Origin of the sequence: Actinomadura sp. 6N118 (assembly GCF_044326415.1) — a bacterium.
In the GTDB taxonomy this organism is placed as follows: domain Bacteria; phylum Actinomycetota; class Actinomycetes; order Streptosporangiales; family Streptosporangiaceae; genus Spirillospora.
This window is the reverse complement of record NZ_JBIRAZ010000010.1, coordinates 374,793-398,105: the sequence shown is the minus strand read 5'-3', so window position 1 is coordinate 398,105 and position 23,313 is coordinate 374,793. Positions and strand designations below refer to the sequence as shown.

The window sequence follows — 23,313 nt, the reverse complement described above, 5'->3', positions numbered from 1 at the left end:
CGGGCCGATCCAGGCGGCTCCGTCGGTCAGGGCGATCCAGGCGGCTTCATCAGTCGGGCCAGTCCAGGCGGCTCCGTTGGCCAGGCTCATCTCAGGCGGCTCCCTGCTTGCGAAGTGCCTCCGCCAGGTCGTACAGCCCGGCCCGGTCCATGCCGTCGGGCAGCAGCGGCAGCACGTAGCGCGGCCGGTCGATGCCTTCGAGGCGTTCCTTCTCGCGCTTCTGCAGGGCGGTGCGCTGGGCGTGCTCGGTGGCCTCGCGGATGAGCTCGGCCGCGACGGGCTCCGCATCGCGTTCCAACCCGGCCGCCTTGAGCCCCCGGACGATCTCGTCCTGGTCGAGTGTGCCCGCCGCCGCGGACGCCAGGTCATCGGCGCCGAGCACCGGCGGGTGCTCCATGTTGACGATCACGCCGCCGACCGGGAGGCCGACCTCGGTGAGAGCGTGGATGCCGTCCATGGTCTCCTGGACCGGCATCTCCTCCAGCAGGGTGACGAAGTGCACGGCGGTCTCGGGGCTGCGCACGACCTTCATGACGGTGTCGGCGTGGTTGCGGACGGGCCCGACCTTGGCGAGGCCGGAGACCTCGTCGTTCACGTTCAGGAACTTGGTGATCCGCCCGGTCGGCGGCGCGTCCATCACGACCGCGTCGTACACGAACGAGCCGTTCTTCTCCCTGCGCCGGACGGACTCGCTCGTCTTGCCGGTGAGGATCACGTCGCGCAACCCGGGGGCGATCGTGGTCACGAAGTCGACCAGGCCCAGCTTGGACATCGCCTTGCCGGCACGCTTGAGGTTGTAGAACATCTCGAGGTACTCGATGAGCGCCTCTTCGGTGTCGATCGCGAGCGCGTACACCTCGCCGCCCTCGGGAGCGACGGCGACCCTGCGCTCCTCGTACGGCAGCGGCGGGCAGTCGAACAGCTGGGCGATGCCTTGCCGGCCCTCGACCTCCACCAGCAGCACCTTGCGGCCCCCGGCGGCCAGCGCCAGGGCCATGGCCGCCGCGACGGTGGTCTTGCCCGTGCCGCCCTTACCGGTGACGACGTGGAGACGTACGCCGTCCCAATCGGTGTCTTTCGCGCTCACCCAATTGACCATATCGTTCGCTCGGCAAGGACTTCAGAGGGCGCCCGCACTCATGCAAGTGATCCCTGACACGGTGCCGTCCGGGTCGTGGATCCGCTCGCCAGGCCGTTGTATTCGGCCGTGCCCACGGGGTTAGCTGGGAAACGTGCATCCGGTCTCCCGGAAACGTGCAACCGGTCTCCCGGCCGGTACGTCCGAACCATGAGCTTCGAGTTCTCACTGAGCGGAGGTGCTCGTCATGGCGGTATTTCTCACACTGATTCTCATCCTCGGGATTTTCGGTCTCATTGCGGCGGCGGCGTCGGTCAAGGTCGTCCAGCAGTACGAACACGGAATCGTGTTCCGCTTCGGCCAGGTGCGGCGAGGTGAGCAGTTGAGGCCCGGCGCGGTGCGAGCTCCCGGCCTGACCTTCATCGTGCCGATCGTCGAACGCATGCAGAAGGTCAACCGGCAGACGATCACCATGAACGTGCCGGCGCAGGAGGGCATCACCCAGGACAACGTGAGCGTGCGCGTCGACGCCGTGGTCTATTTCCGCGTGATCGATCCGGTGAAGGCGATCGTGAACGTCCAGAACTACGGTTACGCGGTCTCCCAGATCGGCCAGACGTCGCTGCGTTCAGTCATCGGTCAGACCGACATGCAGGAGCTCCTCGGCGAGCGCGAAAAGATCAACACACGACTGCGCGCGATCATGGACGAGATCACCGACGCGCCGTGGGGCATCCGGATCGAACGTGTCGAGATCAAGGACGTCTCGTTGCCGGAGGGCATGAAGCGGTCCATGGCCCGCCAGGCCGAGGCCGAACGCGAACGCCGTGCGCGCATCATCACCGCCGACGGTGAGTTCCAGGCATCCAAGCGCCTGGCCGCCGCCGCCGAGATCATGTCGCAGGACCCGGCCGCCCTGCAGCTGCGTCTCCTCCAGACCGTCGTCGAGGTCTCGGCCGAGAAGAACAGCACGCTCGTGATGCCGCTGCCGGTCGAGATCCTGCGCTTCTTCGACCGCATGGGCGGCGGCGTCGGCACCGACCAGACTTCCCAGGCCCAGGACAAGCCTGGTCTCGGCGAACGTCTCGCCAAGGCCGAGCAGGAGCTGGCCAAGGCCGCGGAGCAGTCCTCGCCACTCGAAAGCACTGGGGACGTCCCGCCCGTACTCGGCCTGGACGAGCCCAAGAAGAAGGAAAGCCCGCAGGTCGCCGCGGCCTCTGACGCCGAGACTCCCGGCATCGAAGCCGCCCGCCAAGCTGATGCCGCGCAGCAGGCCGATGCCGCACGCCAGACCGACGCCGCACGGCAGACCGACGCCGCTCCGGACCCACTCGCCGAAGAGGCCACCCCGACCCGCCGAGACCCCGCTCCCTGAGCTGGCCTGAGCTGAGCTGGGAGCGGTTCTGCGGAGTGCCCGAAACGGCAGGCGAGGGGCACTTTAATGGAATGCGCAAGCGCCCGTTCTTCCGATTTTCGTTCGGAGAACGGGCGCTCGCGTCTGCTGGATTAGATGGGGTAAATGGTCTTGTAGCTACTGCACTTCTCGAGGGACCAGGTGTTGTCCACGCACTCCCGCATTCTGACCTGCTTGACGCCCCATCCTCCGGCCTGGAAGTGCTTCCAGTTCCTGCCCCCGCACACGTTGCCCGTACGCGATCCGACAGGGATGAGGTATGCGATGCCCTTGGCACAGGCGTTCTTGCTGTTGTTCAGGTCGGTGTCCCTGACCTGCGCCCGGATGTCGACCTGGACCCTTCCGTTGACCTTCCGCGAACGGGTCTTGCCCTTGACCTCGACGCCGCCGACGCCCGGCTGCAGCGTCCAGGCCTTCCACCTCGACCAGCCTGCGGCCGAGGCGGTGTCATCGGCGGACACGGCGGCGGTCGTGGCATTGGTGGTTGGCGTGGTCGGCACGGCCTGGGCGGGGGAGGCGTAGGCGATGGAAGCGGCGGCAGCCGCGCCCACCGTGAAAGTCGTCAGCACTCGGCGCACGAGGATATCTCCTTGGTATTCAGGGCTCGAAGGGATCGGAAGGACATAGTCATTCTTTGGCCACCCTGGCCGGCAAGACAGATGCCCGGGTACTAATTTGTGCTCCTGATACTCGCGAACGCCGATTCTGACTAGGCGAAATTGGTGCCAGGGCACTACGAGGGGTGTGCCAGGCCAGCGCGGGTGGCAATGCAGCCACATCGCCGGTGCCATGCGGCTGAACGCGGATGAGGAGGCGTACCTTTTGTTCCTTCCGGCTGGGAGGCGGTCGCGGCGGAGGCGGTGGCCCGGCTGCGCATCGACGCGGTGGAGTACCCGCCGGAACGGCGGTGGAGCACCCGCGGAACGTCCGCTCACGGTGGTGCGCAGGCCGCTGGGACGTGCCTGGTCGCTAGGCTCGGGGGCATGAAGCGCTTTGAATATGCGACCGTGCCGCTGCTGGTTCACGCGACGAAGCAGATCCTTGACAACTGGGGCCAGGACGGGTGGGAGCTCGTCACCGTTCTCCCGGGTCCGAACCCGGAAAACCTGGTGGCCTACTTCAAGCGCGAAGTGGAGCAGTGACGGTGAGCACGCCGGAGGAGCGCATCCGCGAGCTCGGCCTGGAGCTGCCCGAGGTCGTCGCGCCGCTCGCGTCCTACATGCCGACGGCGCGCACCGGATCGCTTCTCTACACGGCCGGGCAGCTCCCGATCGTCAAGGGCGAGCTGCCCGTCACCGGCAAGGTCGGGGCCGAGGTGACCCCCGAGCAGGCGTTCGAGCAGGCCCGGATCTGCGCGCTGAACGCGATCGCGGCGATCAAGTCCGAGGTCGGCGACCTCTCCAAGGTCAAGCGGATCGTGAAGGTCGTCGGCTTCGTGGCCAGCGCGCCGGACTTCTACGGCCAGCCGCAGGTGGTGAACGGCGCCAGCGACCTCCTGGGCGAGGTCTTCGGCGACGCGGGCCGCCACGCTCGCAGTGCCGTGGGCGTAGGTGTCCTGCCGCGCAACGCCGCGGTCGAGGTCGAGCTCATCGCCGAGATCGCCTGAGCCGCGGACGACGTCCAGTCGGCGAACGAAGGACCAGGCCGCAGGACTCGACGGTCAGGGCCGCCAGCCGGACGGTGTGGGCCGTCGGACTCGACGGTCAGGGTCCCGGCGCTGGATGGTGTGGGGCGTTGGCCCGGGCGGTCAGGACCGCCAGCTGGACGGTCAGGAGTGGGGCGTCGGGCCGGATGGTCAGGGCCGCCAGCTGGACGGTCAGGACCGTCGGGCTGGATGGTTTGGGTCGTCGGCCTCGACGGTGGGCGGCGTCGGATCTCGGGCGGTCAGGGGCTGATCATGTCGGTGCGGGGCCTTGACGGAATGGAATTCGGTATGTCCGAATTGGCCGCCATGAGGAACGAGCGTTTGGTCGGACGACGGTGAACGGGCTGAAACTGCCGGAGGAGTTCCGGGAGCAGATCCAAGGCATCCTGGACGGCAGCATCCAGCCCGTGCCCGCTCGTCATGCCGCCACTGTCGTCGTGCTGCGGGATCATCCCGAGCACGGGCTTCAGGCGTTCATGCTGAGGCGTGTGTCGTCGATGGCGTTCGCCCCTGGCGCGTACGTCTTCCCTGGTGGTTCCGTCGACCCGCGCGATGGAGACGACACGATCGGGTGGTCGGGGCCGTCGCCTGCCGAGTGGGGAGCGGCGTTCAAGGCGGATGAAACGCTGGCGCGCGAGCTGGTCTGCGCGGCCGTGCGTGAGACGTTCGAGGAGACGCTCGTCCTGCTCGCGGGCCCCACTGAGGACTCTGTCGTGGGCGACACGCGTGGGGACGACTGGGAGGCCGACCGCCAGGCTCTTCTGGACCGTTCCCTCTCCTTCCGGGAGTTCCTGGACCGGCGGGGACTCGTTCTCCGGTCGGACCTGCTCCGGCCCTGGGCGCACTGGATCACTCCGGCGATCGAGCCGAAGCGGTACGACACGCGGTTCTTCGTGGCGGCCATGCCGGCCGGTCAGCGTGCCCGGGACGTCAGCACCGAGGCCGACCGGGTCGCCTGGGTGCGCCCGGGCGAGGCGGCCGAGCGGGCTCGCAAGGGCGAGTGGGTCATGCTGCCGCCGACGCTCGCCACGCTGTCCGAGCTCGCCGCATACGACACGGTCGCGGACGTGCTCGCCGCCACGCGGGAGATCGTCATGCATGAGCCCACGGCGGAGATCATCGACGGCGAGGCGTATCTCGTTCTCCCGCCCGACGCGGCCCAGTACTACCCCGGAGGTTAGCGAGATGCTTCCGCGGCGGCTGGCGAGGTACAAGGCGCCGCTCTGGCAGGCCGCCATGTACCGGCTCAGCGGCACGTCGGCGCTGCGGCACCTCGATCGCCTCGGGTGGAATCCGGTCGATCACCCCGACCGGCGCTCAGGCAAGATGGGTGAAATGAGGGAGATCGACGGGATGGGGACGGAACGGGCGACCTGCGTACTGGCGCCCAACCCGTCCGCGATGACCCTGGACGGCACCAACACCTGGATCATCGGTGAGCCCGGCGCGGAAGAGGCCGTCGTCATCGACCCCGGTCCGAAGGACACCAAGCACCTGAGCCGGGTCGCGGACATCGTCGCCGGTCAGGGCAGGCGGGTCGGCCTCGTTCTCCTGACCCACGGGCATCCGGATCACTCGGCGGGGGCCAAGAAGTTCGCCGAACTCGCGGGCCCGGCGGTGCCCGTACGGGCGATGGATCCCCGGCATCGCCTTGGGGACGAGGGCCTGGTCGAAGGGGACGTCGTCACCACCGGTGGCCTGGAACTGCGGGTCATGGAGACCCCGGGACACTCGAACGACTCGCTCACGTTCTGGATCCCGGCCGATGGCGCGGTGCTCACCGGCGACACCGTCCTCGGGTACGGGACGACCGTGGTGGAGGGGAAGCTGGGTGACTACCTGAGCTCCCTCGACCGGCTGCGGAAGTTCTCTGAGGAGGCTGGAGCAGCCACCATCCTGCCGGGCCACGGCCCCAAGCTGGACGACCCCATCGCCGCCCTTGACCACTACATCAACCACCGCCGCGAACGCCTCGCCCAGGTGGAAGCCGCAGTGAAGGCCGGCGCCCGTACGGCCCGCGAGGTGGTCGAGGTGGTGTACGCGGACGTGGACAAGTCCCTCTGGCCCGCCGCCGAGTGGTCGGTGCAATCCCAACTCGACTACCTGAACGACCGCCGCGCCCTCTGACCCCACCGCCCGCGCAGGCCCCAATCACACAGGCCCCATCGTTCTCGCAGGTTCCACATGGCGCGCAGGATCCCACCGCCGCGCAAGACCTACCGCCGTGCAGGACGGACCGGCCCGCACGGGGTCCTCGCAAAGCGAGATACGCGGTCCGAGGTGTTCAGGCGTGGTCGAAGGCGATGGCGCGCGGCGTCCGGGGATGGCGGCGCCGCGCGCTGCGTAGACCTCTGCCCGCAGGCCTAGTGCGGAGGCCTGCGCCTGCGGGCCTACGTTGCGGAGGGCCTCTGCCTGCGGGTCTACGTTGCGGAGGCCTGTGCTTGTGGGCCTACTTGGAGCGCTTGCGGAGACGGTCGATGTCGAGGATGACGACGGCGCGGGCCTCGATGCGCAGCCAGTTGCGCTGGGCGAAGTCGGCCAGGGCCTTGTTGACGGTTTCGCGTGAGGCGCCCACCAACTGGGCCAGCTCCTCCTGCGTGAGGTCGTGGTGGACGTGCAGCCCGTTCTCGGACGGCTGGCCGAAACGCTCCGCCAGGTCGAGCAGGGCCTTGGCCACACGGCCCGGCACGTCGGTGAAGACAAGGTCGGCCATGATGTCGTTGGTCTTGCGCAGCCGCTGGGCGAGGGCGCGCAGCAGCTGAACGCCGACCTCCGGGTGCCCGGTCAGCCATGGCCGCAGGTCATCGTGACCAAGTCCGGCCAGGCGGCACTCGGTCACGGCGATCGCGCTGGCCGTGCGGGGGCGCGGGTCGAACAGCGAGAGCTCACCGAACATCTCGCTCGGGCCCAGCACGCTCAGCAGGTTCTCACGGCCGTCCGGCGCGGTCCTGGTCAGCTTGATCTTGCCCTCGAGAACGACGTACAGGCGGTCGCCCGTCTCGCCCTCGTTGAAGAGCGTCTGACCGCGGGCCAGTCGCACCTCGGTCACATTGGCGCGCAGCGCCTTGGCCCCCTGCTCGTCGAGGGCCTCGAAAAGCGGAGCTCTGCTCAGAACGTCCACGTCGCGGTCGGTCACGCTTCTCCTCCTCGAACACCTACATGACTAGTGTGACGTACGTCCCACCGCGTACGCGAAGGCGGGGGTCACGGCGCGCCGAAACCGAGGACGTGCGCCTGCCTCGTCCTCATGCCTCGAAACGGTGATCCCGTCTCGGCTCCGGCGAGCCACCAGCCCCGTACGAGACCGCGTTCGGACTCGTTCACGGTCCGGGCGGGTCGCTGCCGATCCGTCCCGGCGTCCGCTGCGAGCCGCTCCTGCGGGTCGTAGGATCTGCTGGTCGCCGAAGTTCTGCCTGACCAGTGTACGGACCATCGGGTGAAGGCCGTCACACCGGACCTCTCCGCCCAATATCGGACGGACAGGAATCTGGTCATCGGCCTGTCCTGTTGGCGACCCCGCCTCTGGCTGCGAGGGACTCGCAAATTGCCGGCACGGGACCCCCTGCGTTGCCGCGCGGGACCTGCACCTTGCCGCGCGCGACCCGTCCCTTGTCGCTCGGCGCTCTACTCTTGCGGGTATGGCGACGACTGAGGCGGGTTCGATGAGCCCCAGGCCACGCTCCAAGGCCCCCGAGTCCAGGCTCGCGCTGGTCCGCCGGGCTCGGCGGATGAACCGGATCCTGGCCGAAACGTACCCGGACGCCCACTGTGAGCTGGATTTCCAGAACGCGTTCCAACTGGTGGTGGCGACCGTCCTGTCGGCTCAGACCACGGATGTACGGGTCAACCTGACGACTCCAGCCCTCTTCGCCAAGTACCCGGACGCCGCGGAGATGGCGGCCGCCAATCCCGAAGATCTCGAGACGTTGATCAAGCCGACGGGGTTCTACCGCAACAAGGCCAAATCACTGCTGGGGCTGTCGAGCGCGCTGCGTGACAACTTCGGCGGCGAGGTCCCCCGGACCATGGACGAGCTGGTCACGCTGCCGGGGGTCGGCCGCAAGACCGCCAACGTCGTGCTGGGCAATGCCTTCGACGTTCCCGGGATCACCGTCGACACCCATTTCGGCCGCCTGGTGCGCCGGTTCGGCTGGAGCGCGGAGACCGACCCGATCAAGGTCGAGCACGAGGTGGGCGAGCTCATCCCGCGCAAGGACTGGACGATCTTGTCTCACCGGCTCATCTGGCATGGCCGGCGCATGTGCCATTCGCGCCGTCCCGCCTGCGGTGTCTGCCCGCTGGCCCGGCTCTGCCCGTCGTTCGGCGAGGGCCCCGTGGACGAGGAGACCGCCCGCAAGCTGGTCAAGAACGGCCCGCCCAACTGACCATTGCCCTTCGCCGCTGCAGGGACTCGCCCCGACCATGGGCCGCCCTGGGCGAAGGGAGAGCGAAGATCGAATCGCAGACCCGGCCGCAGATCGGGCCGAAGATCGGATCGCAGACCAGGCCAAAGATTGGGCCGCAGACCCGGCCGCAGACCCGGCCGCAGACCCGGCCGCAGACCCAGCCGCAGACCTGGCCGCAGACCTGGCCTGCAGATCGGACTGCAGGCCCGGGCGAAGATCGGACTGCGGGCAAGGGAGCCGCTGATCGGGCTGCGGGTAAGGGGTCAGCATCGATGCGGGGGCGTGAAGGCTGGATGCCGGGAAAGACGGGAATGGGAAGGATCGAGAGCATGATCGGGTTGGGAGTGGCGTGACGGAAAAGGCGGCCTCGTATCCCGAGTGGCTCAACGACTTCATCGCTGCGGCGCCGCAGATGACGGTTCCGCCGTTCTTGCGCCCCACGCGGAACGCGCGGCCCGCAGCCGTCCTGATCCTCTTTGGCGACGGGCCCGATGGGCCGGACATCCTGCTGACCGAACGGGCCGCCACGCTCAACAAGCACGCCGGCCAGCCCGCCTTCCCCGGTGGCCGGATCGATCCGGAGGACGACGGGCCGGTGGGCGCGGCCCTGCGTGAGGCTTGGGAGGAGGCCGGCGTCCAGGCTTCCGGATGCGACGTCCTCGCCGTTCTGCCGGAGCTCTACCTGTCGCGCAGCGACTACCGGGTCACGCCGGTGGCCGCCTGGTGGCGGGAACCATCGGAGGTCTCGCCCGGACACCCCGGCGAGGTCGCCACCGTGGCCCGCGTGCCGATCGCCGAGCTGGTCGATCCGGCCAACCGCCTGACCGTGCGGCATCCGTCCGGCATGACCCTGGGGCCGGCGTTCAAGGCCCGCGGGATGCTGGTCTGGGGGTTCACGGCGGGCCTGCTCACCCGGGTTCTGGAAGCCGGCGGCTGGGATCGGCCGTGGGACCCTGATCACATTGAGGATCTGCCACCCGAAGTCCTTAACCTCGCTGCTCGGGGTTGATCTGCGACACCTCAGCGTCACCCCTCGCGGGTATGGCGGTTGAGTGCTGTCGTCCCCCGCGCGTACGCCGGGTCAGTGAATCTGGTCCGCAGAGGGGACGTGAACACCGGCCATGGAGCTATACGGTGAAGCCGTGCTGGGCGACCACGTTCTCGACCTGATCCTGCTAGTGCTCATTGTGCTGTTCGCAGTTTCTGGCTACAGGCAGGGCTTCATCGTGAGCCTGCTGAGCTTCGTCGGCTTTGTCGGCGGCGGCGTGGTCGGAGTCCTGGTGGCGCCACCGATCGCAGAGGCGGTGGTGGAGGGGACGGCTCAGCAGGCGCTGCTGGCGATCGTCATCGCCTTCCTGGCGGCAACCCTCGGGCAGCTCATCGCCTCGTCTGCCGGCGCCGTGCTGCGCAACCGGGTGACCGGCATCAACGCCCGTACGGTGGACGCGGCGGGCGGTGCCGTGGTGAGCGCCCTGTCCCTGGTGCTCGTGGCCTGGTTCTTCGGCAGCCTGGTGTCCCAGTCGGCGTTCACGCCCATCCGAACGCAGGTCGGCAGCTCGTCGATCATCAAGGGCGTGGACACGATGATGCCGCAGCAGGCGCAGACGTGGTTCACCTCGTTCAAGAAGTTCGTCAAGGAGGACAGCGGCTTCCCGCAGGTCTTCAACGGCCTCGGCGGCGAATCGATCACCGATGTGCCCCCGCCCGACGACAGGCTCCTCAGCACCCCGGGGCTGCAGAACGCCAAGCGCAGCATCGTCAAGATCGTCAGTGTCGCGCCGCAGTGCCAGCGTCGCATCGAGGGCACCGGTTTCGTCTTCGCGCCCGAACGCGTCATGACCAACGCGCACGTGGTCGCCGGCGCCCGCGGCGAGTCGCAGGTACGGCCGCTGGGAGGCCCGAACGCGTCGGCCGCCCGCGTCGTGCTGTACGACCCGCGCCGCGACATCGCCGTGCTGCACGTGCCGGGCCTGGACGTGCGCCCGCTGAGGTTCTCCGGCCCCGCCCGTAACCAGGACGACGCGATCATCGCTGGCTTCCCCAAGAACCACCCGTTCACCGCCAGCGCCGCCCGAATCCGCGCCCGGCAGACCGCACGCGGCCAGGACATTTACCACTCGGGCCAGGTCAGCCGTGAGATCTACGCCATCCGCGGCAAGGTCGAGCCTGGCAACTCCGGCGGCCCCCTCCTCGCCAAGGACGGCAGCGTCTACGGCGTGATCTTCGCAGCTGCCCTCGACACCGAGACCCCCACCGGCTACGCCCTCACCGCGGAAGAGGTCGCCTCCGACGCCCGCGCCGGAGCCACCGCCACCCTCCCCGCCTCCACCGGCAACTGCTCCGACTAACCCCCGCCAGAGGTTCGGGCCTAAGCGGGGGCTCGGGTGAGGTTCAGGTGGACTGGGTCCGTGGTCGCTTCGGGGTGCTCCGCTAGGGCGCGCGCCGTACGGATGATGCCTGGGACGTCGATTTCGTAGGGCGGTTGGGCGGCGTACGGCTCCAGGCGGTCGGCGGCTCGGGACAGGAGGGCCTTGGCGCCGGGGGGATTACCGCGGCGGAGATGGGTGATGCCGACCGCGACCTGGGCGAGACCGCGCCAAAGTTCGCGTTCGGGGGCTGGTGCGGCCTTCCAGACGGCTTCGAGGACTTCGTGGGCGTGGAAGGGACGATCGGCGTCCAAAAGCCGCTGAGCTTCGTCCAGAGCCTCCGGTGGAGGGAGCTCTAGATCGTCGGGCATGGTCGGCTCCCCGGCCGCTCCGTGGGGCAATGGGCGGCCGTACGCGTCCCGTGGCCGTGCGTTCCGTGCCCGTCCCGTCTCATCCCGGTCCCGCATGGGGCCACGGTACGCCCCGTTCAACCTGGGTGTTTCAGCGGTCGGGTTCGGGGTCGTTCAGCCAGCCGAGGAGTTGGGTGTCGAACGAACGGGGACGTTCCTGGTGCGGGAAGTGACCCGTGCCTTCGATGAGCTTCCAGCGGTAGGGGGCGGCCACGTACCTGCCAGAGCCTTGGGCGCTGCTAGGGAGCGTGCAAGGGTCCAGTGCACCGTGCAGTTGCAGGGTCGGCACCTGGATGGGCGTGCGCATCCGGCGTGTGTAGCGAATCCCGTCGGGGCGGGGCAGGGAGCGGACGAGCCATCGGTGGTATTCCAAGGCGCAGTGGGCCACCCCGGGGATTTGCACTGCACGCCGTACGAGCCGTTCTGTACGTTCGTCGGGCCACCCTGGACGGGACCAGTCGTGCAGCAGGCGACCTACGAGAGCGGCGTTGTCGCGTACGAGGCGACGTTCCGGCCACATGGGGACCTGGAATCCGAGCGTGTGCCGGGTCGCCCAGGCCTGGCCCCGGACATCCGCCCGTATGGCTTGCCGCAGCCGCAGAGGATGCGGAGCGCTGACAACTGCCAGGCGCTGTACGACCTTGGGGTAGTAGACCGCCATCGTCCACGCCAGCAGACCACCCAGGTCATGGCCGACGACGATCGCGTTGGCCTCCCCAAGCGCGCGCACGAGACCGGCGGCGTCCCCGGCGAGGGTGACCAGGTCGTAGCCGCGCGGTGGTTTGTCGCTTCCGCCGTACCCGCGCAGGTCTACGGCAGCCACGCGGTAGCCCGCGGCCGACAGCGACACCAGCTGGTTGTGCCACGACCACCAGAACTCGGGGAAGCCGTGGAGGAGGAGCACCAGCGGCCCCTCACCCATCTCCGCCACATGGAAGCGGGTGCCGCCGGCGCTGACTGCCCGGTGGGTCCAGGGTCCATCGATCTCGATGACCGATTCGTCGCGCGCGGCCATGCGCGGTCAGTCCGTCAGGGCGGGAGTCTCCGCGCCCTTTTTGTCGAGCTCACGGTCCTTGTCGAGCTCACGATCATCACCGCGCTTGCGCAGCATCGTCAGATCGTCCTTGAGGGTGCGTCGGGTTCGCTTGGCGCCATCGATCTTCTTCATCCGCAGGTAGCCGATGCCGATCAGGACCGCCGCCAGCACCGCGTACAGCGCCGCCACGATGAGGAACGCGGCCCAGTGCCAGATGCCGAGCGCGACCAGGCCGTACGCCAGCGCGATCGACAGCAGGATCACGATCATGCCGCCGCAGAGCCCGGCGATCGCGAACATCACACTGCCCAGCGCCGCCTTCTTGGCATCGCCCTTGAGCTCCATCTTGGCCAGGTCCATCTCCGCCCTGACCAGATTGGAGACATTGCTCGACGCCAGTGCGACCAGCTCACCGAGGGACTTGTCCTCGATGCGCTCGCCCGGCAGTGCCTCGGTCATGTCGCTCTCTCCTTCCAGGCCCCAGATGCGGGCCTCCGGTTGCGGGCCTCCGGTTGCGGGGGCCCACCGGTCTCATGGGGCCACCGGTCCTGCCGGGGCCACTGGTCGTGCGGCGGCCACAGCCTGACAGCCGGGCGTTCCGACATGGCGACCGGGGTCGGCCACCCTGCCCCGGGGTAGATCCACCCCGGCCCGGGGTGGGTCCGCCCTGGCCTGGCGGCCGGTCCACCTTGGCCCGGGTGGGTCCGCCCTGGCCTGGCGCCCGGCCCACCTTGGCCCGGGTCGGTCCACCCTGGCTCGGCGGTCAGTCCGCCTTGCCCGGGTAGGCCCACCCTGGCCTGGCGGTCGGTCCGCCTGGCCCAGGTCTGCCCGCCCTGCCTCGGCGGCCGTTCCGCCCGGCCCGGGTCGGCCCCCTGCCTCAGCGGTCGGTCCGCCTTGGCCCGGGTCGGCCGTCCCTGGCCTGGCGGTCGGTCCGCCTTGGCCCGAGTTGGCCCGCCCTGGCCTGGGGGTCATCCGCCCTCGTCGGAGACCTCCGTACGCCCGCGCTGCCGGACCCGGTGCCGGAAAACCAAGCTGGCGGCCGCTGACGCGAGCAGGCTCGCGATCAGGACCGCTGTTGTCACTCTCTCGAATTGTGCCGGGTCGGGGTAGGCCAAACCGCCGATCAGCACCGAAACGGTGAAGCCGACACCGGCCAGCAACGCCACGCCGGCGATCTCCCGCCAGTGCAGTTCGTCCCCGAGTGTGGCGAGCCCGAGCCGGACGGCCGCCCACGCACCGCCGAAGACCCCCACGAACTTACCGATCACCAGCCCGGCGATCACGCCGAGGGCCAGCCGATCGCCGAGGACGGCTCCCAGCGCGGAGCCGTTCAGCGCGACGCCGGCCGACAGGAACGCGAACACCGGCACGCAGAAACCGGCCGAAACCGGCCGCAGCACATGATCGGCCTGCTCGGCGTTGGTGGGCCGGTCGTCCGGGGTCTCGCGGCTGCTGGTGAGCATGCCGAGGGCCACTCCGGCGACGGTCGAGTGGACACCGCTCCGCTGCATGGCGTACCAGGCCAGAAGGGCGATCGGCACGTACACCCAGGGTGAGCGGAGCCCTTTCGCCTGCAACGCTCCGTACGCTGCGATCAGCAGCACGCCGGCCAGCAGAGGCGCGAACGCGAGTTTGTCTGTGTAGAAGACCGCGATGATCGCGATCGCGATGAGGTCGTCCACGACCGCGAGCGTCAACAGGAACGCGCGCAACGGCGCCGGGCACTGCGTGAACGTCACCGCCAGCACGGCCAGCGCGAACGCGATGTCGGTGGCCGTCGGCACGGCCCATCCGCGCGCCGCGCCCGGCTCGCCCGCGCTGACCGCCAGGAAGATCAATGCCGGCACCGCCACCCCGGCGGCCGCCGCGATCACCGGCAGCGCGGCGTCCCGCGGATCGCGCAGCTCACCGTGGGTGAGCTCCTCGCGCAGTTCGAGGCCCGCGATGAAGAAGAAGACCGCCAGAAGGCCGCTCGACGCCCAGTGCTGGAGGTCCATGTGGTCGAGGCCGAGCCAGGACGGGCTGATCTCGTACGTCCGCAGGTCGTCGTAGAAGCGCGACCATGACGTGTTGGCCAAGACGAGAGCGATGATCGTTGCCGCCAGCATGATGATGCCGCCGACGGTCTCGGCGCGGAGCGCCTCGGCCAAGTTGCGGCTGTACCTGGCGGTCGGCCGGAACGGCCATCGGGCGGCGACACGGCGCGGCATAGGTCCCCCGGGAGCGGTAGCGGACGTTCGTACGAAGCCGCCTGGCCCCCGCTGCTAAACGGGACGGAACGACCCCTGCCGACCAGACTTCCCGGCGCACCTGCGGGGGAGCCTACCCGCAGTGATCGTTGCTAACGCCACTCCGATGAGCCGGTTTGCGGGGTAGACGCTCTCTCCAGTAGCGCGGGTGAACGGGAGAGCAGCACGACGCCGCTGGCCCCAGGCGGCACGACGCGCCCGGCCCGAGGCGGCACGATGCGCCCGGCCCGGGGCGGCGCGATGCCTCGGCAGCCGGAGCCGGCACGACGCGCCTCGGCCCTAGGCAGCACTACGCCCCGGGCCCTTGGAGGAGGGCGCCCGGGGCGTTTGTGATGTGGAGATCAGTCTTCGGACTTGGCGCTGGGGAGTTTTTCGGAGATGAGGTCCATCACCGTGCTGTCGGCCAGTGTGGTGACGTCGCCGACGCTGCGGTTCTCGGCGACGTCGCGGAGGAGACGGCGCATGATCTTGCCGGAACGGGTCTTGGGCAGCTCCGGAACGATCATGATCTGGCGGGGCTTGGCGATCGGGCCGAGCGTCTTGGAGACATGGTCGCGCAGCTCCTTGATGAAGTCCTGGCCCTCGACCTCCTCGCCGGCGTTCCCACGCGGGATGACGAACGCGACGATGGCCTGCCCCGTGACCGGGTCGGTGGCCCCCACGACCGCTGACTCGGCCACCTTCGGGTGCGAGACCAGCGCCGACTCGACCTCCGTGGTGGAGATGTTGTGCCCGGAGACGAGCATCACGTCGTCGACCCGGCCGAGCAGCCAGAGATCGCCGTCCTCGTCCTTCTTGGCGCCGTCACCGGCGAAGTAGAGCCCGTCAAAGCGCGACCAGTACGTCTTCACATACCGCTCGTCGTCGCCCCAGATCGTCCGCAACATCGACGGCCACGGCTCCTTGACCACCAGGAACCCGCCGCCGCCGTTGGGCACGCCCTGCGCCTGGTCGTCCACCACGTCCGCCACGATGCCCGGCAGCGGCTTCATGGCCGCGCCGGGCTTGCCGGCCGTCACGCCCGGCAGCGGGCTGATCATGATGGCGCCGGTCTCGGTCTGCCACCAGGTGTCGACGACCGGGGTCTTGCTCGCGCCGATGTGCTCGCGGTACCAGACGTACGCCTCGGGGTTGATCGGCTCGCCGACGCTGCCCAGGACGCGCAGCGACGACAGGTCGAACTGCGCCGGGATGTCGTCGCCCCACTTCATGAACGTACGGATGGCGGTCGGCGCGGTGTAGAAGATCGAGACCTTGTACTTCTGGATGATCTCCCACCAGCGGCCGCGGTGCGGTGTGTCCGGGGTGCCCTCGTACATAACGCTGGTCGCGCCGTTGGCGAGCGGGCCGTAGACGATGTAGGAGTGGCCGGTCACCCAGCCGATGTCGGCCGAGCACCAGTAGACGTCGGTCTCTGGCTTGAGGTCGAAGACCGCGTGGTGGGTGTAGGCGACCTGGGTCAGGTAGCCGCCGGTGGTGTGCAGGATGCCCTTCGGCTTACCCGTCGTACCGGACGTGTAGAGGATGTAGAGCGGGTGCTCGGCCTCATGCGGCTCGGCGGTGTGCTGGTCGGCCTGGCGGTCGACGATGTCGTGCCACCAGACGTCCCGCTCGTACTCCGCGACCTCTTCGCCCGTTCGCCGTACGACGAGCACATGCTCGACGCAGTCGGCCGCGGCGGCCGCCTCGTCCACGGTCGGCTTGAGCGAGGACGGCTTGCCACGCCGGTAGCCGCCGTCAGCAGTGATCACGAGCTTCGCCTGGGCGTCCTCGATACGGGTCTTGAGCGCGTCCGCCGAGAACCCGCCGAACACCACCGAGTGCGTGGCGCCGATACGCGCGCACGCGAGCATCGAGATCGGCAGCTCCGGGATCATCGGCATGTAGATGGCGACGCGGTCGCCCTTCTGCACACCGAGCTCCAGCAGCGCGTTCGCGGCCTTGTTGACCTCGCGCTGCAGATCGGCGTAGGTCAGCGTGCGGGTGTCGCCCTCGGGCTCGCCTTCCCAGTGGAACGCGACCTTGGCGCCCTTGCCCGCCTCCACATGGCGGTCGACGCAGTTGTACGCGACGTTGAGCTCGCCACCGACGAACCACTTGGCGAACGGGGGGTTGTTCCAGTCGAGCACTGTGTCCCAGCGCTTGGCCCATGTCAGCCGGTCGGCCTGCCGTTCCCAGAAGCCGAGCCGGTCCGCAGTTGCCTCGTCGTACGCACCGGCCTTCACGTTGGCGGCCTCGGCGAGCTCGGCGGGGGGGTCGAAGCGCCGCGTCTCCTGCAGCAGATTGGAAAGTGTCTCTTGACTCTGGCTCAACGCGTACTCCTTGCTAGCGAAAGAGGAAGGCGCCCGGTGAGCCCACTTCACCAGGGATAGGACCTGGGTCACAAGTCCTGTCCTGGCAGATGGACGTGACACATCCAGCGCGGGTGGCTCCGCAAGGATGGTATGTGATGCCCGACACAGCCGGACCTGCGCATTCCTCTCGGGGCGTGCGGGTGCGTGCGGGGGGGCGTACCCGGGTTTGGGGAACTTACTGCCAGTCTCGTAGGGCTTGCCCAGCGGCGTTCGGCGGCGTTCGGCGGCGTTCGGCGAGGGCGGGGTGGCGGTGAGGGCGATGCTTGGGACCGCATAAAGTCAGGCGCGTGACCGATGCCCTTGCCCAAGTAGCCGTCCTCCCTGGCGTGGACGCGGCAGTCATCGATGCCCGCAAGGCGGTGGACCGGCTGCTGGGCCATCGCATTCTGCGTCGTCGCAGTGCGGAAGTCTCCACTGAATCCGCGCTTCGAGGCGCCAGGGCTTCGGCCGCTCTGGAAGGCGTCCCGGTTACCTTGGACGACTTGCGTGGCGGGAACAGCCCTACAGATCCGGTGGTTCAGGGGGCTCTGCGGGTTTCCGCCGAGTTGGGTTCTCTGGCGGAGACGTGGCGCCAGGCCCCTCGCCAGGTATTGGCACGTCTCCACGTACTGGCTGCGGCTGATGCCGTGGATGACGCAGATCTCGGACGTCCACGGGGTGAGGGCCAGGGCGTCAAGGACGTTCTCGACCTGGGCGAGCCGCCGTCTCCTGCCGAGGTGGCGAGCCGTCTCGACATGCTCAGCGGCCTGCTGACCGGCCCGACGAAGGCGCCGGCCATCGTCGTGGCGGCGGTCGTTCACGGCGAGTTGCTCACGTTGCGCCCGTTCGGGTGGGGTGACGGAATCGTGGCGCGCGCAGCTCAGCGCCTGACCTTGGTCGCACGCGGCGTGGACCCGAAATCGCTGACGGCGCCGGAAGTCGGCCACGCCGAGCTTGCCGACCAGTACGCCGATGCCCTCCGGGCCTATGCGACCGGGACGCCGGAAGGCGTCGCCACGTGGATCCGCCACTGCGCCGAGGCCACGGCGGCTGCGGCGCGCGACTCGCAGGCGATCTGCGAAGCCTTCATGAGAGGCTGATCGCTCATGGCGGATATGAGGGGCTGATCGTTCATGGCCGACCGCAAGGGAGGTCGGCCTGCGCCGCCCACCGACACGACGATCCGGTCCGAGGACTGGGATGCCCGGGACCTGTCGGGTGAGCAGCACGAACGGGTGTTGTTCGTGGACGTGGACATGACCGAGGTGCGCAATCAGGGGACGGTCTTCACGGACTGTACTTTCCGGGGCGTGCGGTTCAACGCGTCCACGCACGATGACGCCGCGTTCATCAACTGCACTTTCGTGCGCTGTAGGTTCTTCGACGCAACGTTCACCGGCTGCAAGCTCGTGGGCAGCATGTTCGACGGATGTACGTACGACCTGATGAAGGTGAGCGGCGGCGACTGGTCGTTCACCGGTCTGCCTGGAGCGGACCTAGGCCGTACGTCGTTCGTCGAAGTGCGCCTGCGCGAGGCGGATCTTACCGGCGCGCGCTGCAAGGGAGCTACTCTGCGCGACCTCGATCTGTCTGGGGCGTGGCTGCACAAAGCCGATCTTTCGGGGGCAGACCTGCGTGGAAGTGACCTTTCCGCGATCGACCCGTACACCGTGGAACTGAAGAATGCGACCATCGACCCGCAGCAGGCCATCGTGCTCGCCACGGCCATGGGTCTGAACGTTCGCGCCGACTAGCCGGGACCTGTTGGCAAATCCCGCGCCAGGCCTACGGCGCTCCCGCTCTGCCTACGGCGGCTTCCACCTACCCCTACATAGCGAACGGCGCCCCACTAAGGGCGCCGCCGCCAGTCACGTCACACCGGGTTACCAAAGCGTGCAACTTGTATTCGTCGGACGGGACAAGCCCGTCTCGACGCGCCTCCCGCGGCTGGTCGCGCGTGGGTGCCCGGCTGCCGTGCTCGGACACTTGGTCCGTAGCACCTGTCTACGCCTCATTCGCCCAGTTGACAAGCCCCTATTCGTAAAGCGGCGCCCCGAAGCGAGGAAGCGCCCACGGAACAGCAAGGCCCGTTCCGGGTGCCCGTGCCATTGTCGGACGTATCGATCGCCGCTCGCGCCCATCCCCGGAATCGATCACGGAGTGTGATCGGTTCTTTTTAGGCACTGATCTCGGACCCGGCAGAACGATCATTAGATCTGCTGTACGCTCCGACTTCCAGGCTGGGTGCTGACGGGTGGGAACCTCGATGAGAGCGCGCATCCGTGCCCCTGTGGAGCCGCTCGGCTCCTCCGGGTAGGGATCATCTCAACCAGGAAGAAAAAACGACACCCGCAGGCAACTTTGCCGCTCGACGTAAGTCTCGACGATCGGGCAGCATATGTTGTATCTGCCTAGACTGGAGACAGCGTCTTTGCTTCTTCTATAGATCAAACTGGCGTCCGGCTTAGTGCGATCTCACCCGAGGCTTTCTTGGGAAAACGGGCCGGCTCTACCCCCCCGGAGCCGGACCGTTGGGCGACCCCCGCTCTCCCCCCCGGCGGGGGTCGCCCTATACGTAGGGCCGCCCAAGACGGCCCGGCTCCCGGTGGAGGAGCACAGGGGCCGGTTCACTCGGCACGAACGCGGCCCCGGCGGGGTGGGGAACGCCCAAACGAACCCCCGTATCCGCCGTCAGCGACCTGCACTTGCGTCAGCGACCCGCACGTCCGGCCTTGCGTGTCCGCCTGCGGGCTGCACGTCGCAACCCGGGCCGACAGCCGACCTCCGGTCGGTCGGTTATCCACAGGTTGAGGAAGGGTCTTCCGATCATTGGGCTCGGGACCGCATGGTGATGGTCTCCGTGAGGCGAGGAGCCCCCCATGACCAGTCCAGCAATGATCGTGTCAGCCGACCCCGCGATCGTCGATGACCTGCTACGACTCGCAGCCGCTGCGGCGGCCCCGGTAGAGGTCGCCCGTGAGGTCGACCATGCCCGGCCGGCCTGGCACACCACGCCGCTGGTCCTGGTCGGCAGCGACTTAGCGAAGGACCTTGCGGAGACCGCGTTCCAGCGGCGTTCCGGCGTCGTCCTGGTGGCGCCCTGCACGGATACCGAGGAGGTCTACAAGCTGGCCGTACAGATCGGTGCGCAAGACCTCGCGGAGCTGCCGCGTGACGAAGCTTGGTTGATCGACGCGCTGGCCACTGCGGCGGAGCCGGTGAACGGCTGCGGCACGACGATCTGCGTGACGGGTTCGGTCGGCGGCGCAGGAGTCAGCGTCCTGTCCGCCGGGCTCGGCCTGAGCGCCGCACGCCAGGGCTTGCGCACGCTACTGATCGACGGCGATCCACTCGGGGGCGGCCTCGATCTGGTGCTGGGCCTGGAAAACCACGACGGCGCCCGCTGGCCCGACTTCGCCGACCGCAGTGGCAGGCTCAGCGCGGCCACCCTCCGCGAGGCGCTGCCCAGTCTCGGTGACCTGTCTGTTCTCTCCTGGCAGCGCAAGGAGCCGGTGCCAGTCTCCGTGGACGCGGTCCGCTCCCTGATCGACGCGGCGGTACGCGGCTACGACCTGGTCGTCGTCGACGTTCCGCGGTACGTGGGCGAGCTTGGCCGGACGGCCCTTCGCGCCGCCCACGCCACCTTTCTCCTCGTACCCGCCGAAGTACGGGCCACGATGGCCGCCGAGCTCCTCGCGTCCATGCTGCGCAAGGACACCACTGATCTGCGCCTGATCGTCCGCAGCCCCGCCCCGGGCGGGCTCACGACAGGCGTGATCGCAGAGGCGCTCGACCTGCCGCTGGCGGGACTGCTCGAACGCGACCGCCGCCTACCTGCCGCCCTGGACCAGGGCGATTTCGTACGGGCCACCCGCCGCGGCCCCCTGTCCGAATTCTGCACCGGCCTCGTATACGACCTGGGTCTGCAACCAAGCGAGCGCACAACCGAAGAGGCCGCATGACACACCTCGCCTTCCAGCAGATGACCGCAACCAAGTCTCAGCCCCAAAGCCACCTCCTGAATCACGGACACCCACCTTCTGATTCACCGACCGGTCAAGCCTCACCTGGCCCACACGCCCCCAGCCAGCTCCCACAAACAACTCGCCGATCATGCAAACCATCGGCTCACCACCGCCTCTAAACGTGCACTTATTTGGCCTCTCGGCCCCTGTCGGCCACCCGCTTGGTCCCTGCGGATCCCGTGCTGGCCACGCTCACAGGCCCCCATGACCACATCCAGCTCATGCACTCACTCTGTCCTTGCCAACTGCCCCTCGCGGCATTCGCAGGGACCTGTCGGACGGGCTCCCCCAGCACCTTGACCATCTGCTGGGGTGCAGTCGTCCAGCGTCCATGACCACTCACGAAAGCGGGTAGCGGCGTGCGAAAGCTCTCTGATGCCGTACGAGATCGGCTTGCGGACGCGGGTGGTGAACCCACTGCAGGGCAGGTCGCGGCGGCCTTGCGCGCGGAGGAACGGCTGCTAGGTGATCGTGAGGTTCTGGCGTTATCGGATGAGTTACGGGCGGAGTTCGTCGGAGCGGGCCCTCTCGAACCCCTCCTGCGTGCCCCTGAGGTGACTGACGTTCTCGTGAACGGGCCGGACGAGGTTTGGGTGGACGCCGGGGACGGGTTGGTCCGCACGTCGATGCGCTTTCCGGACGAGGCCACGCTTCGTCGGCTTGCCCAGCGGCTCACGGCTGCCGCAGGACGACGACTCGACGACGCCTCCCCGTACGCGGACGCTCGTTTGCCGGGTGGCGTGCGCCTGCACGCCGTGCTGCCACCCGTTTCCGCCAATGGCACTTGCCTGTCGCTGCGTCTACCACGTCGGCGTGCTTTCACCTTGGACGAGCTGGTCGCGGCGGGGGCTTTCCCACCTGAAGGCGCCCAATTGCTGGCCGCCCTGATCGCCGCCCGCGCCGCGTTCCTCGTCACGGGCGGGACGGGTACCGGCAAGACGACACTCCTCAGCTGTCTGCTCTCCGGAGCAGATCCTGGTGAACGGCTGCTCTTGGTAGAGGACTCGGCCGAGCTGAGACCCGATCATCCTCATGTCGTACGGCTGGAAGCACGGCCACCGAACGTTGAAGGGGCCGGAGGCGTCACGCTCCACGAGCTCGTTCGCCAGGCCCTTCGCATGCGCCCCGACAGGCTCGTGGTCGGAGAGGTGCGTGGTGCCGAAGTAGTGGATCTTCTGGGTGCGTTGAACACCGGACACGAGGGGGGTTGCGGGACCCTTCATGCCAATGCGGCTGCGGACGTCCCGGCTCGCCTGGAAGCTCTCGGCTGTGCGGCCGACCTGAGCCGCGAAGCACTGCACAGTCAGCTCGCAGCGGCGCTGGACGTCGTCGTGCATCTCGTACGCGAGCCGGGCGGCGGGCACCGTCGAGTAGCCGAGATCTGCCTCCTGTGCCGAGGTGCCGACGGCCTGGTCGGTGTTCTCCCTGCGGTGTCGTTCACCGCGCAAGGCACCCTCGTGACCGCAGCGGGCGCCGCCGCCCTCGCCGCCCGCCTTGATCATCGCTGGACACCCGATCCCGTCCCAACGGAGGGATCATGATGATCGGTGTGGCTGAGGCAGCCGCGCTCTGCGCTGCCGCTGCCATCTGGATCCTGACCGGGCCGCCCCCGGCGGTCCACAGGCTCGTGCTGGCCCGAAGAGCACAAAGCGATTCCCCACCGAGAAACAGCCTTGCCGGTGCCGCCAAGACCTGGGCAGCCGACCTCAGGGCACGCCGAAGACAAGAGCAACTCTGGCGAACGGGTGTCATCGAGTTGTGCGACGGAATGGCCGCCGAACTCGCAGCCGGTCGTACACCTGAGGAAGCGTTCACAGCGTCCGCCGCCGTCCTGGATCGTCGAGTTGCGGCCGAGCTGCTTTCGCCCGACTCCAGCGTCATCACAACTTCCAAGGGACTCCTCGGCAGCTCAGCCGAGGAGCCAACCACTACGGATCGACTCGAACACCTGGCCGCAAGACCAGGGGCAGGTGGCTTACGACTGCTTGCCGCCTGCTGGAGGATCGGCGCCGAGCGCGGAGGCACGCTCGCGGCGGTTCTCGATGGGCTGGCTTCGGCCTTGCGCGATGAGGAAGCACAGCGTCAAGACGTAGCCGCGCAATTGGCCGGTCCACGAGCGACCGCACGTTTGCTCGCCGGTCTCCCCCTGCTCGGTCTCGGTATGGCAGCCGCGCTGGGTGCCAATCCGCTGGCTTTCCTCTTTGGGACGATTCCGGGCGCTTGCTGTCTCACCGTCGGCGTCGGCCTCGACATAACAGGCCTTTGGTGGACCCAGCGCCTGGCCAAGGCCGCGGAGACCGCCCGATGAAGCAGTCGATCCGAGCGTTGCGAGGACACGCATGCTGATGTTC

At 68.5% G+C, this 23,313-nt stretch carries 21 protein-coding genes; 13 read left to right on the top strand and 8 right to left on the bottom strand.

Features of this window, described 5'->3' with window-relative positions; translation table 11 throughout:
* Window positions 1–91: 91 nt before the first annotated feature.
* Complete coding sequence (locus tag ACH34W_RS27195) at window positions 92–1,087, bottom strand: ArsA-related P-loop ATPase (protein ID WP_395963913.1); 996 nt, start codon at window positions 1,085–1,087, stop codon at window positions 92–94.
* Between the two features lie 238 nt (window positions 1,088–1,325).
* Between ACH34W_RS27195 and ACH34W_RS27190 the strand changes: the two genes are divergently transcribed.
* On the top strand, window positions 1,326–2,453 hold the full coding sequence (locus ACH34W_RS27190; RefSeq protein WP_395963912.1) for an SPFH domain-containing protein: 1,128 nt from the start codon (window positions 1,326–1,328) through the stop codon (window positions 2,451–2,453).
* A 131-nt stretch (window positions 2,454–2,584) separates the two neighbouring features.
* Here ACH34W_RS27190 and ACH34W_RS27185 read toward each other — a convergent pair whose 3' ends face one another.
* On the bottom strand, window positions 2,585–3,070 hold the full coding sequence (locus ACH34W_RS27185; RefSeq protein ID WP_395963911.1) for a hypothetical protein: 486 nt from the start codon (window positions 3,068–3,070) through the stop codon (window positions 2,585–2,587).
* Between the two features lie 405 nt (window positions 3,071–3,475).
* Here ACH34W_RS27185 and ACH34W_RS27180 point away from each other — a divergent pair, with 405 nt between their 5' ends.
* The 4 genes from ACH34W_RS27180 (at window position 3,476) to ACH34W_RS27165 (ending at window position 6,264) form a co-directional block, all read left to right on the top strand.
* Window positions 3,476–3,634, top strand: coding sequence for a DUF4177 domain-containing protein (locus ACH34W_RS27180; RefSeq protein WP_151559442.1), 159 nt, complete (start codon window positions 3,476–3,478; stop codon window positions 3,632–3,634).
* Between the two features lie 2 nt (window positions 3,635–3,636).
* On the top strand, window positions 3,637–4,098 hold the full coding sequence (locus tag ACH34W_RS27175; RefSeq protein ID WP_395963910.1) for a RidA family protein: 462 nt from the start codon (window positions 3,637–3,639) through the stop codon (window positions 4,096–4,098).
* Between the two features lie 383 nt (window positions 4,099–4,481).
* Window positions 4,482–5,318 carry an NUDIX hydrolase gene (locus tag ACH34W_RS27170; protein ID WP_395963930.1) on the top strand — a complete coding sequence of 279 codons (837 nt, stop codon included), beginning with the start codon at window positions 4,482–4,484 and terminating at the stop codon, window positions 5,316–5,318.
* Between the two features lie 4 nt (window positions 5,319–5,322).
* Window positions 5,323–6,264 (top strand): MBL fold metallo-hydrolase, encoded by a 942-nt coding sequence (locus ACH34W_RS27165; protein ID WP_395963909.1) that lies wholly within the window; start codon window positions 5,323–5,325, stop codon window positions 6,262–6,264.
* A gap of 322 nt (window positions 6,265–6,586) precedes the next feature.
* Here ACH34W_RS27165 and ACH34W_RS27160 read toward each other — a convergent pair whose 3' ends face one another.
* On the bottom strand, window positions 6,587–7,273 hold the full coding sequence (locus tag ACH34W_RS27160) for a Crp/Fnr family transcriptional regulator (RefSeq protein WP_151559439.1): 687 nt from the start codon (window positions 7,271–7,273) through the stop codon (window positions 6,587–6,589).
* 502 nt (window positions 7,274–7,775) lie between these two features.
* Between ACH34W_RS27160 and nth the strand changes: the two genes are divergently transcribed.
* From nth to ACH34W_RS27145, 3 genes are all read left to right on the top strand, one after another.
* Window positions 7,776–8,522 (top strand): endonuclease III, encoded by a 747-nt coding sequence (gene nth, locus ACH34W_RS27155; RefSeq protein WP_395963908.1) that lies wholly within the window; start codon window positions 7,776–7,778, stop codon window positions 8,520–8,522.
* A 433-nt stretch (window positions 8,523–8,955) separates the two neighbouring features.
* Window positions 8,956–9,552 (top strand): NUDIX hydrolase, encoded by a 597-nt coding sequence (locus ACH34W_RS27150; protein ID WP_395963929.1) that lies wholly within the window; start codon window positions 8,956–8,958, stop codon window positions 9,550–9,552.
* Between the two features lie 112 nt (window positions 9,553–9,664).
* Window positions 9,665–10,891, top strand: a complete 1,227-nt coding sequence (locus tag ACH34W_RS27145) for a MarP family serine protease (RefSeq protein WP_395963907.1) — start codon at window positions 9,665–9,667, stop codon at window positions 10,889–10,891.
* 20 nt (window positions 10,892–10,911) lie between these two features.
* Here the strand turns inward: ACH34W_RS27145 and ACH34W_RS27140 are convergent, their stop codons facing one another.
* From ACH34W_RS27140 to acs, 5 genes are all read right to left on the bottom strand, one after another.
* A complete protein-coding gene (locus tag ACH34W_RS27140; RefSeq protein ID WP_395963906.1) occupies window positions 10,912–11,280 on the bottom strand; it encodes a DUF309 domain-containing protein in 369 nt (122 codons plus the stop codon).
* A gap of 130 nt (window positions 11,281–11,410) precedes the next feature.
* The gene (locus tag ACH34W_RS27135) at window positions 11,411–12,334 is read right to left on the bottom strand and encodes an alpha/beta fold hydrolase (protein WP_395963905.1); all 924 of its coding nucleotides are present in this window, start codon (window positions 12,332–12,334) and stop codon (window positions 11,411–11,413) included.
* A 6-nt stretch (window positions 12,335–12,340) separates the two neighbouring features.
* Window positions 12,341–12,814: a phage holin family protein gene (locus ACH34W_RS27130; protein WP_395963904.1), complete on the bottom strand. Its 474-nt coding sequence runs from the start codon at window positions 12,812–12,814 to the stop codon at window positions 12,341–12,343.
* A 509-nt stretch (window positions 12,815–13,323) separates the two neighbouring features.
* Complete coding sequence (gene nhaA / locus ACH34W_RS27125; RefSeq protein WP_395963903.1) at window positions 13,324–14,505, bottom strand: Na+/H+ antiporter NhaA; 1,182 nt, start codon at window positions 14,503–14,505, stop codon at window positions 13,324–13,326.
* Between the two features lie 440 nt (window positions 14,506–14,945).
* Window positions 14,946–16,916, bottom strand: a complete 1,971-nt coding sequence (acs, locus tag ACH34W_RS27120; protein ID WP_395963902.1) for an acetate--CoA ligase — start codon at window positions 16,914–16,916, stop codon at window positions 14,946–14,948.
* Window positions 16,917–17,245: 329 nt separating this feature from the next.
* Here acs and ACH34W_RS27115 point away from each other — a divergent pair, with 329 nt between their 5' ends.
* The 5 genes from ACH34W_RS27115 (at window position 17,246) to ACH34W_RS27095 (ending at window position 23,270) form a co-directional block, all read left to right on the top strand.
* The gene (locus ACH34W_RS27115; RefSeq protein WP_395963901.1) at window positions 17,246–18,037 is read left to right on the top strand and encodes an oxidoreductase; all 792 of its coding nucleotides are present in this window, start codon (window positions 17,246–17,248) and stop codon (window positions 18,035–18,037) included.
* 33 nt (window positions 18,038–18,070) lie between these two features.
* Window positions 18,071–18,691, top strand: coding sequence for a pentapeptide repeat-containing protein (locus ACH34W_RS27110; protein WP_395963900.1), 621 nt, complete (start codon window positions 18,071–18,073; stop codon window positions 18,689–18,691).
* Window positions 18,692–19,816: 1,125 nt separating this feature from the next.
* Window positions 19,817–20,899, top strand: a complete 1,083-nt coding sequence (gene ssd / locus ACH34W_RS27105) for a septum site-determining protein Ssd (protein ID WP_395963899.1) — start codon at window positions 19,817–19,819, stop codon at window positions 20,897–20,899.
* A 422-nt stretch (window positions 20,900–21,321) separates the two neighbouring features.
* A complete protein-coding gene (locus ACH34W_RS27100; protein WP_395963898.1) occupies window positions 21,322–22,503 on the top strand; it encodes a TadA family conjugal transfer-associated ATPase in 1,182 nt (393 codons plus the stop codon).
* Window positions 22,500–23,270 (top strand): type II secretion system F family protein, encoded by a 771-nt coding sequence (locus tag ACH34W_RS27095; protein WP_395963897.1) that lies wholly within the window; start codon window positions 22,500–22,502, stop codon window positions 23,268–23,270. Before ACH34W_RS27100 ends, ACH34W_RS27095 begins: the two co-directional genes overlap by 4 nt.
* The last annotated feature ends 43 nt before the right edge of the window (window positions 23,271–23,313 follow it).

Excerpts from the sequence above, each read along its gene's own strand:
- ACH34W_RS27190 (WP_395963912.1), top strand. The coding sequence starts at position 1,326 with ATGGCGGTATTTCTCACACTGATTCTCATCCTCGGGATTTTCGGTCTC.
- ACH34W_RS27180 (WP_151559442.1), top strand. The coding sequence starts at position 3,476 with ATGAAGCGCTTTGAATATGCGACCGTGCCGCTGCTGGTTCACGCGACG.
- ACH34W_RS27165 (WP_395963909.1), top strand. The coding sequence starts at position 5,323 with ATGCTTCCGCGGCGGCTGGCGAGGTACAAGGCGCCGCTCTGGCAGGCC.
- nth (WP_395963908.1), top strand. The coding sequence starts at position 7,776 with ATGGCGACGACTGAGGCGGGTTCGATGAGCCCCAGGCCACGCTCCAAG.
- ACH34W_RS27150 (WP_395963929.1), top strand. The coding sequence starts at position 8,956 with ATGACGGTTCCGCCGTTCTTGCGCCCCACGCGGAACGCGCGGCCCGCA.
- ACH34W_RS27145 (WP_395963907.1), top strand. The coding sequence starts at position 9,665 with ATGGAGCTATACGGTGAAGCCGTGCTGGGCGACCACGTTCTCGACCTG.
- ACH34W_RS27140 (WP_395963906.1), bottom strand. The coding sequence starts at position 11,280 with ATGCCCGACGATCTAGAGCTCCCTCCACCGGAGGCTCTGGACGAAGCT.
- ACH34W_RS27135 (WP_395963905.1), bottom strand. The coding sequence starts at position 12,334 with ATGGCCGCGCGCGACGAATCGGTCATCGAGATCGATGGACCCTGGACC.
- ACH34W_RS27130 (WP_395963904.1), bottom strand. The coding sequence starts at position 12,814 with ATGACCGAGGCACTGCCGGGCGAGCGCATCGAGGACAAGTCCCTCGGT.
- ACH34W_RS27110 (WP_395963900.1), top strand. The coding sequence starts at position 18,071 with ATGGCCGACCGCAAGGGAGGTCGGCCTGCGCCGCCCACCGACACGACG.
- ssd (WP_395963899.1), top strand. The coding sequence starts at position 19,817 with ATGACCAGTCCAGCAATGATCGTGTCAGCCGACCCCGCGATCGTCGAT.
- ACH34W_RS27095 (WP_395963897.1), top strand. The coding sequence starts at position 22,500 with ATGATGATCGGTGTGGCTGAGGCAGCCGCGCTCTGCGCTGCCGCTGCC.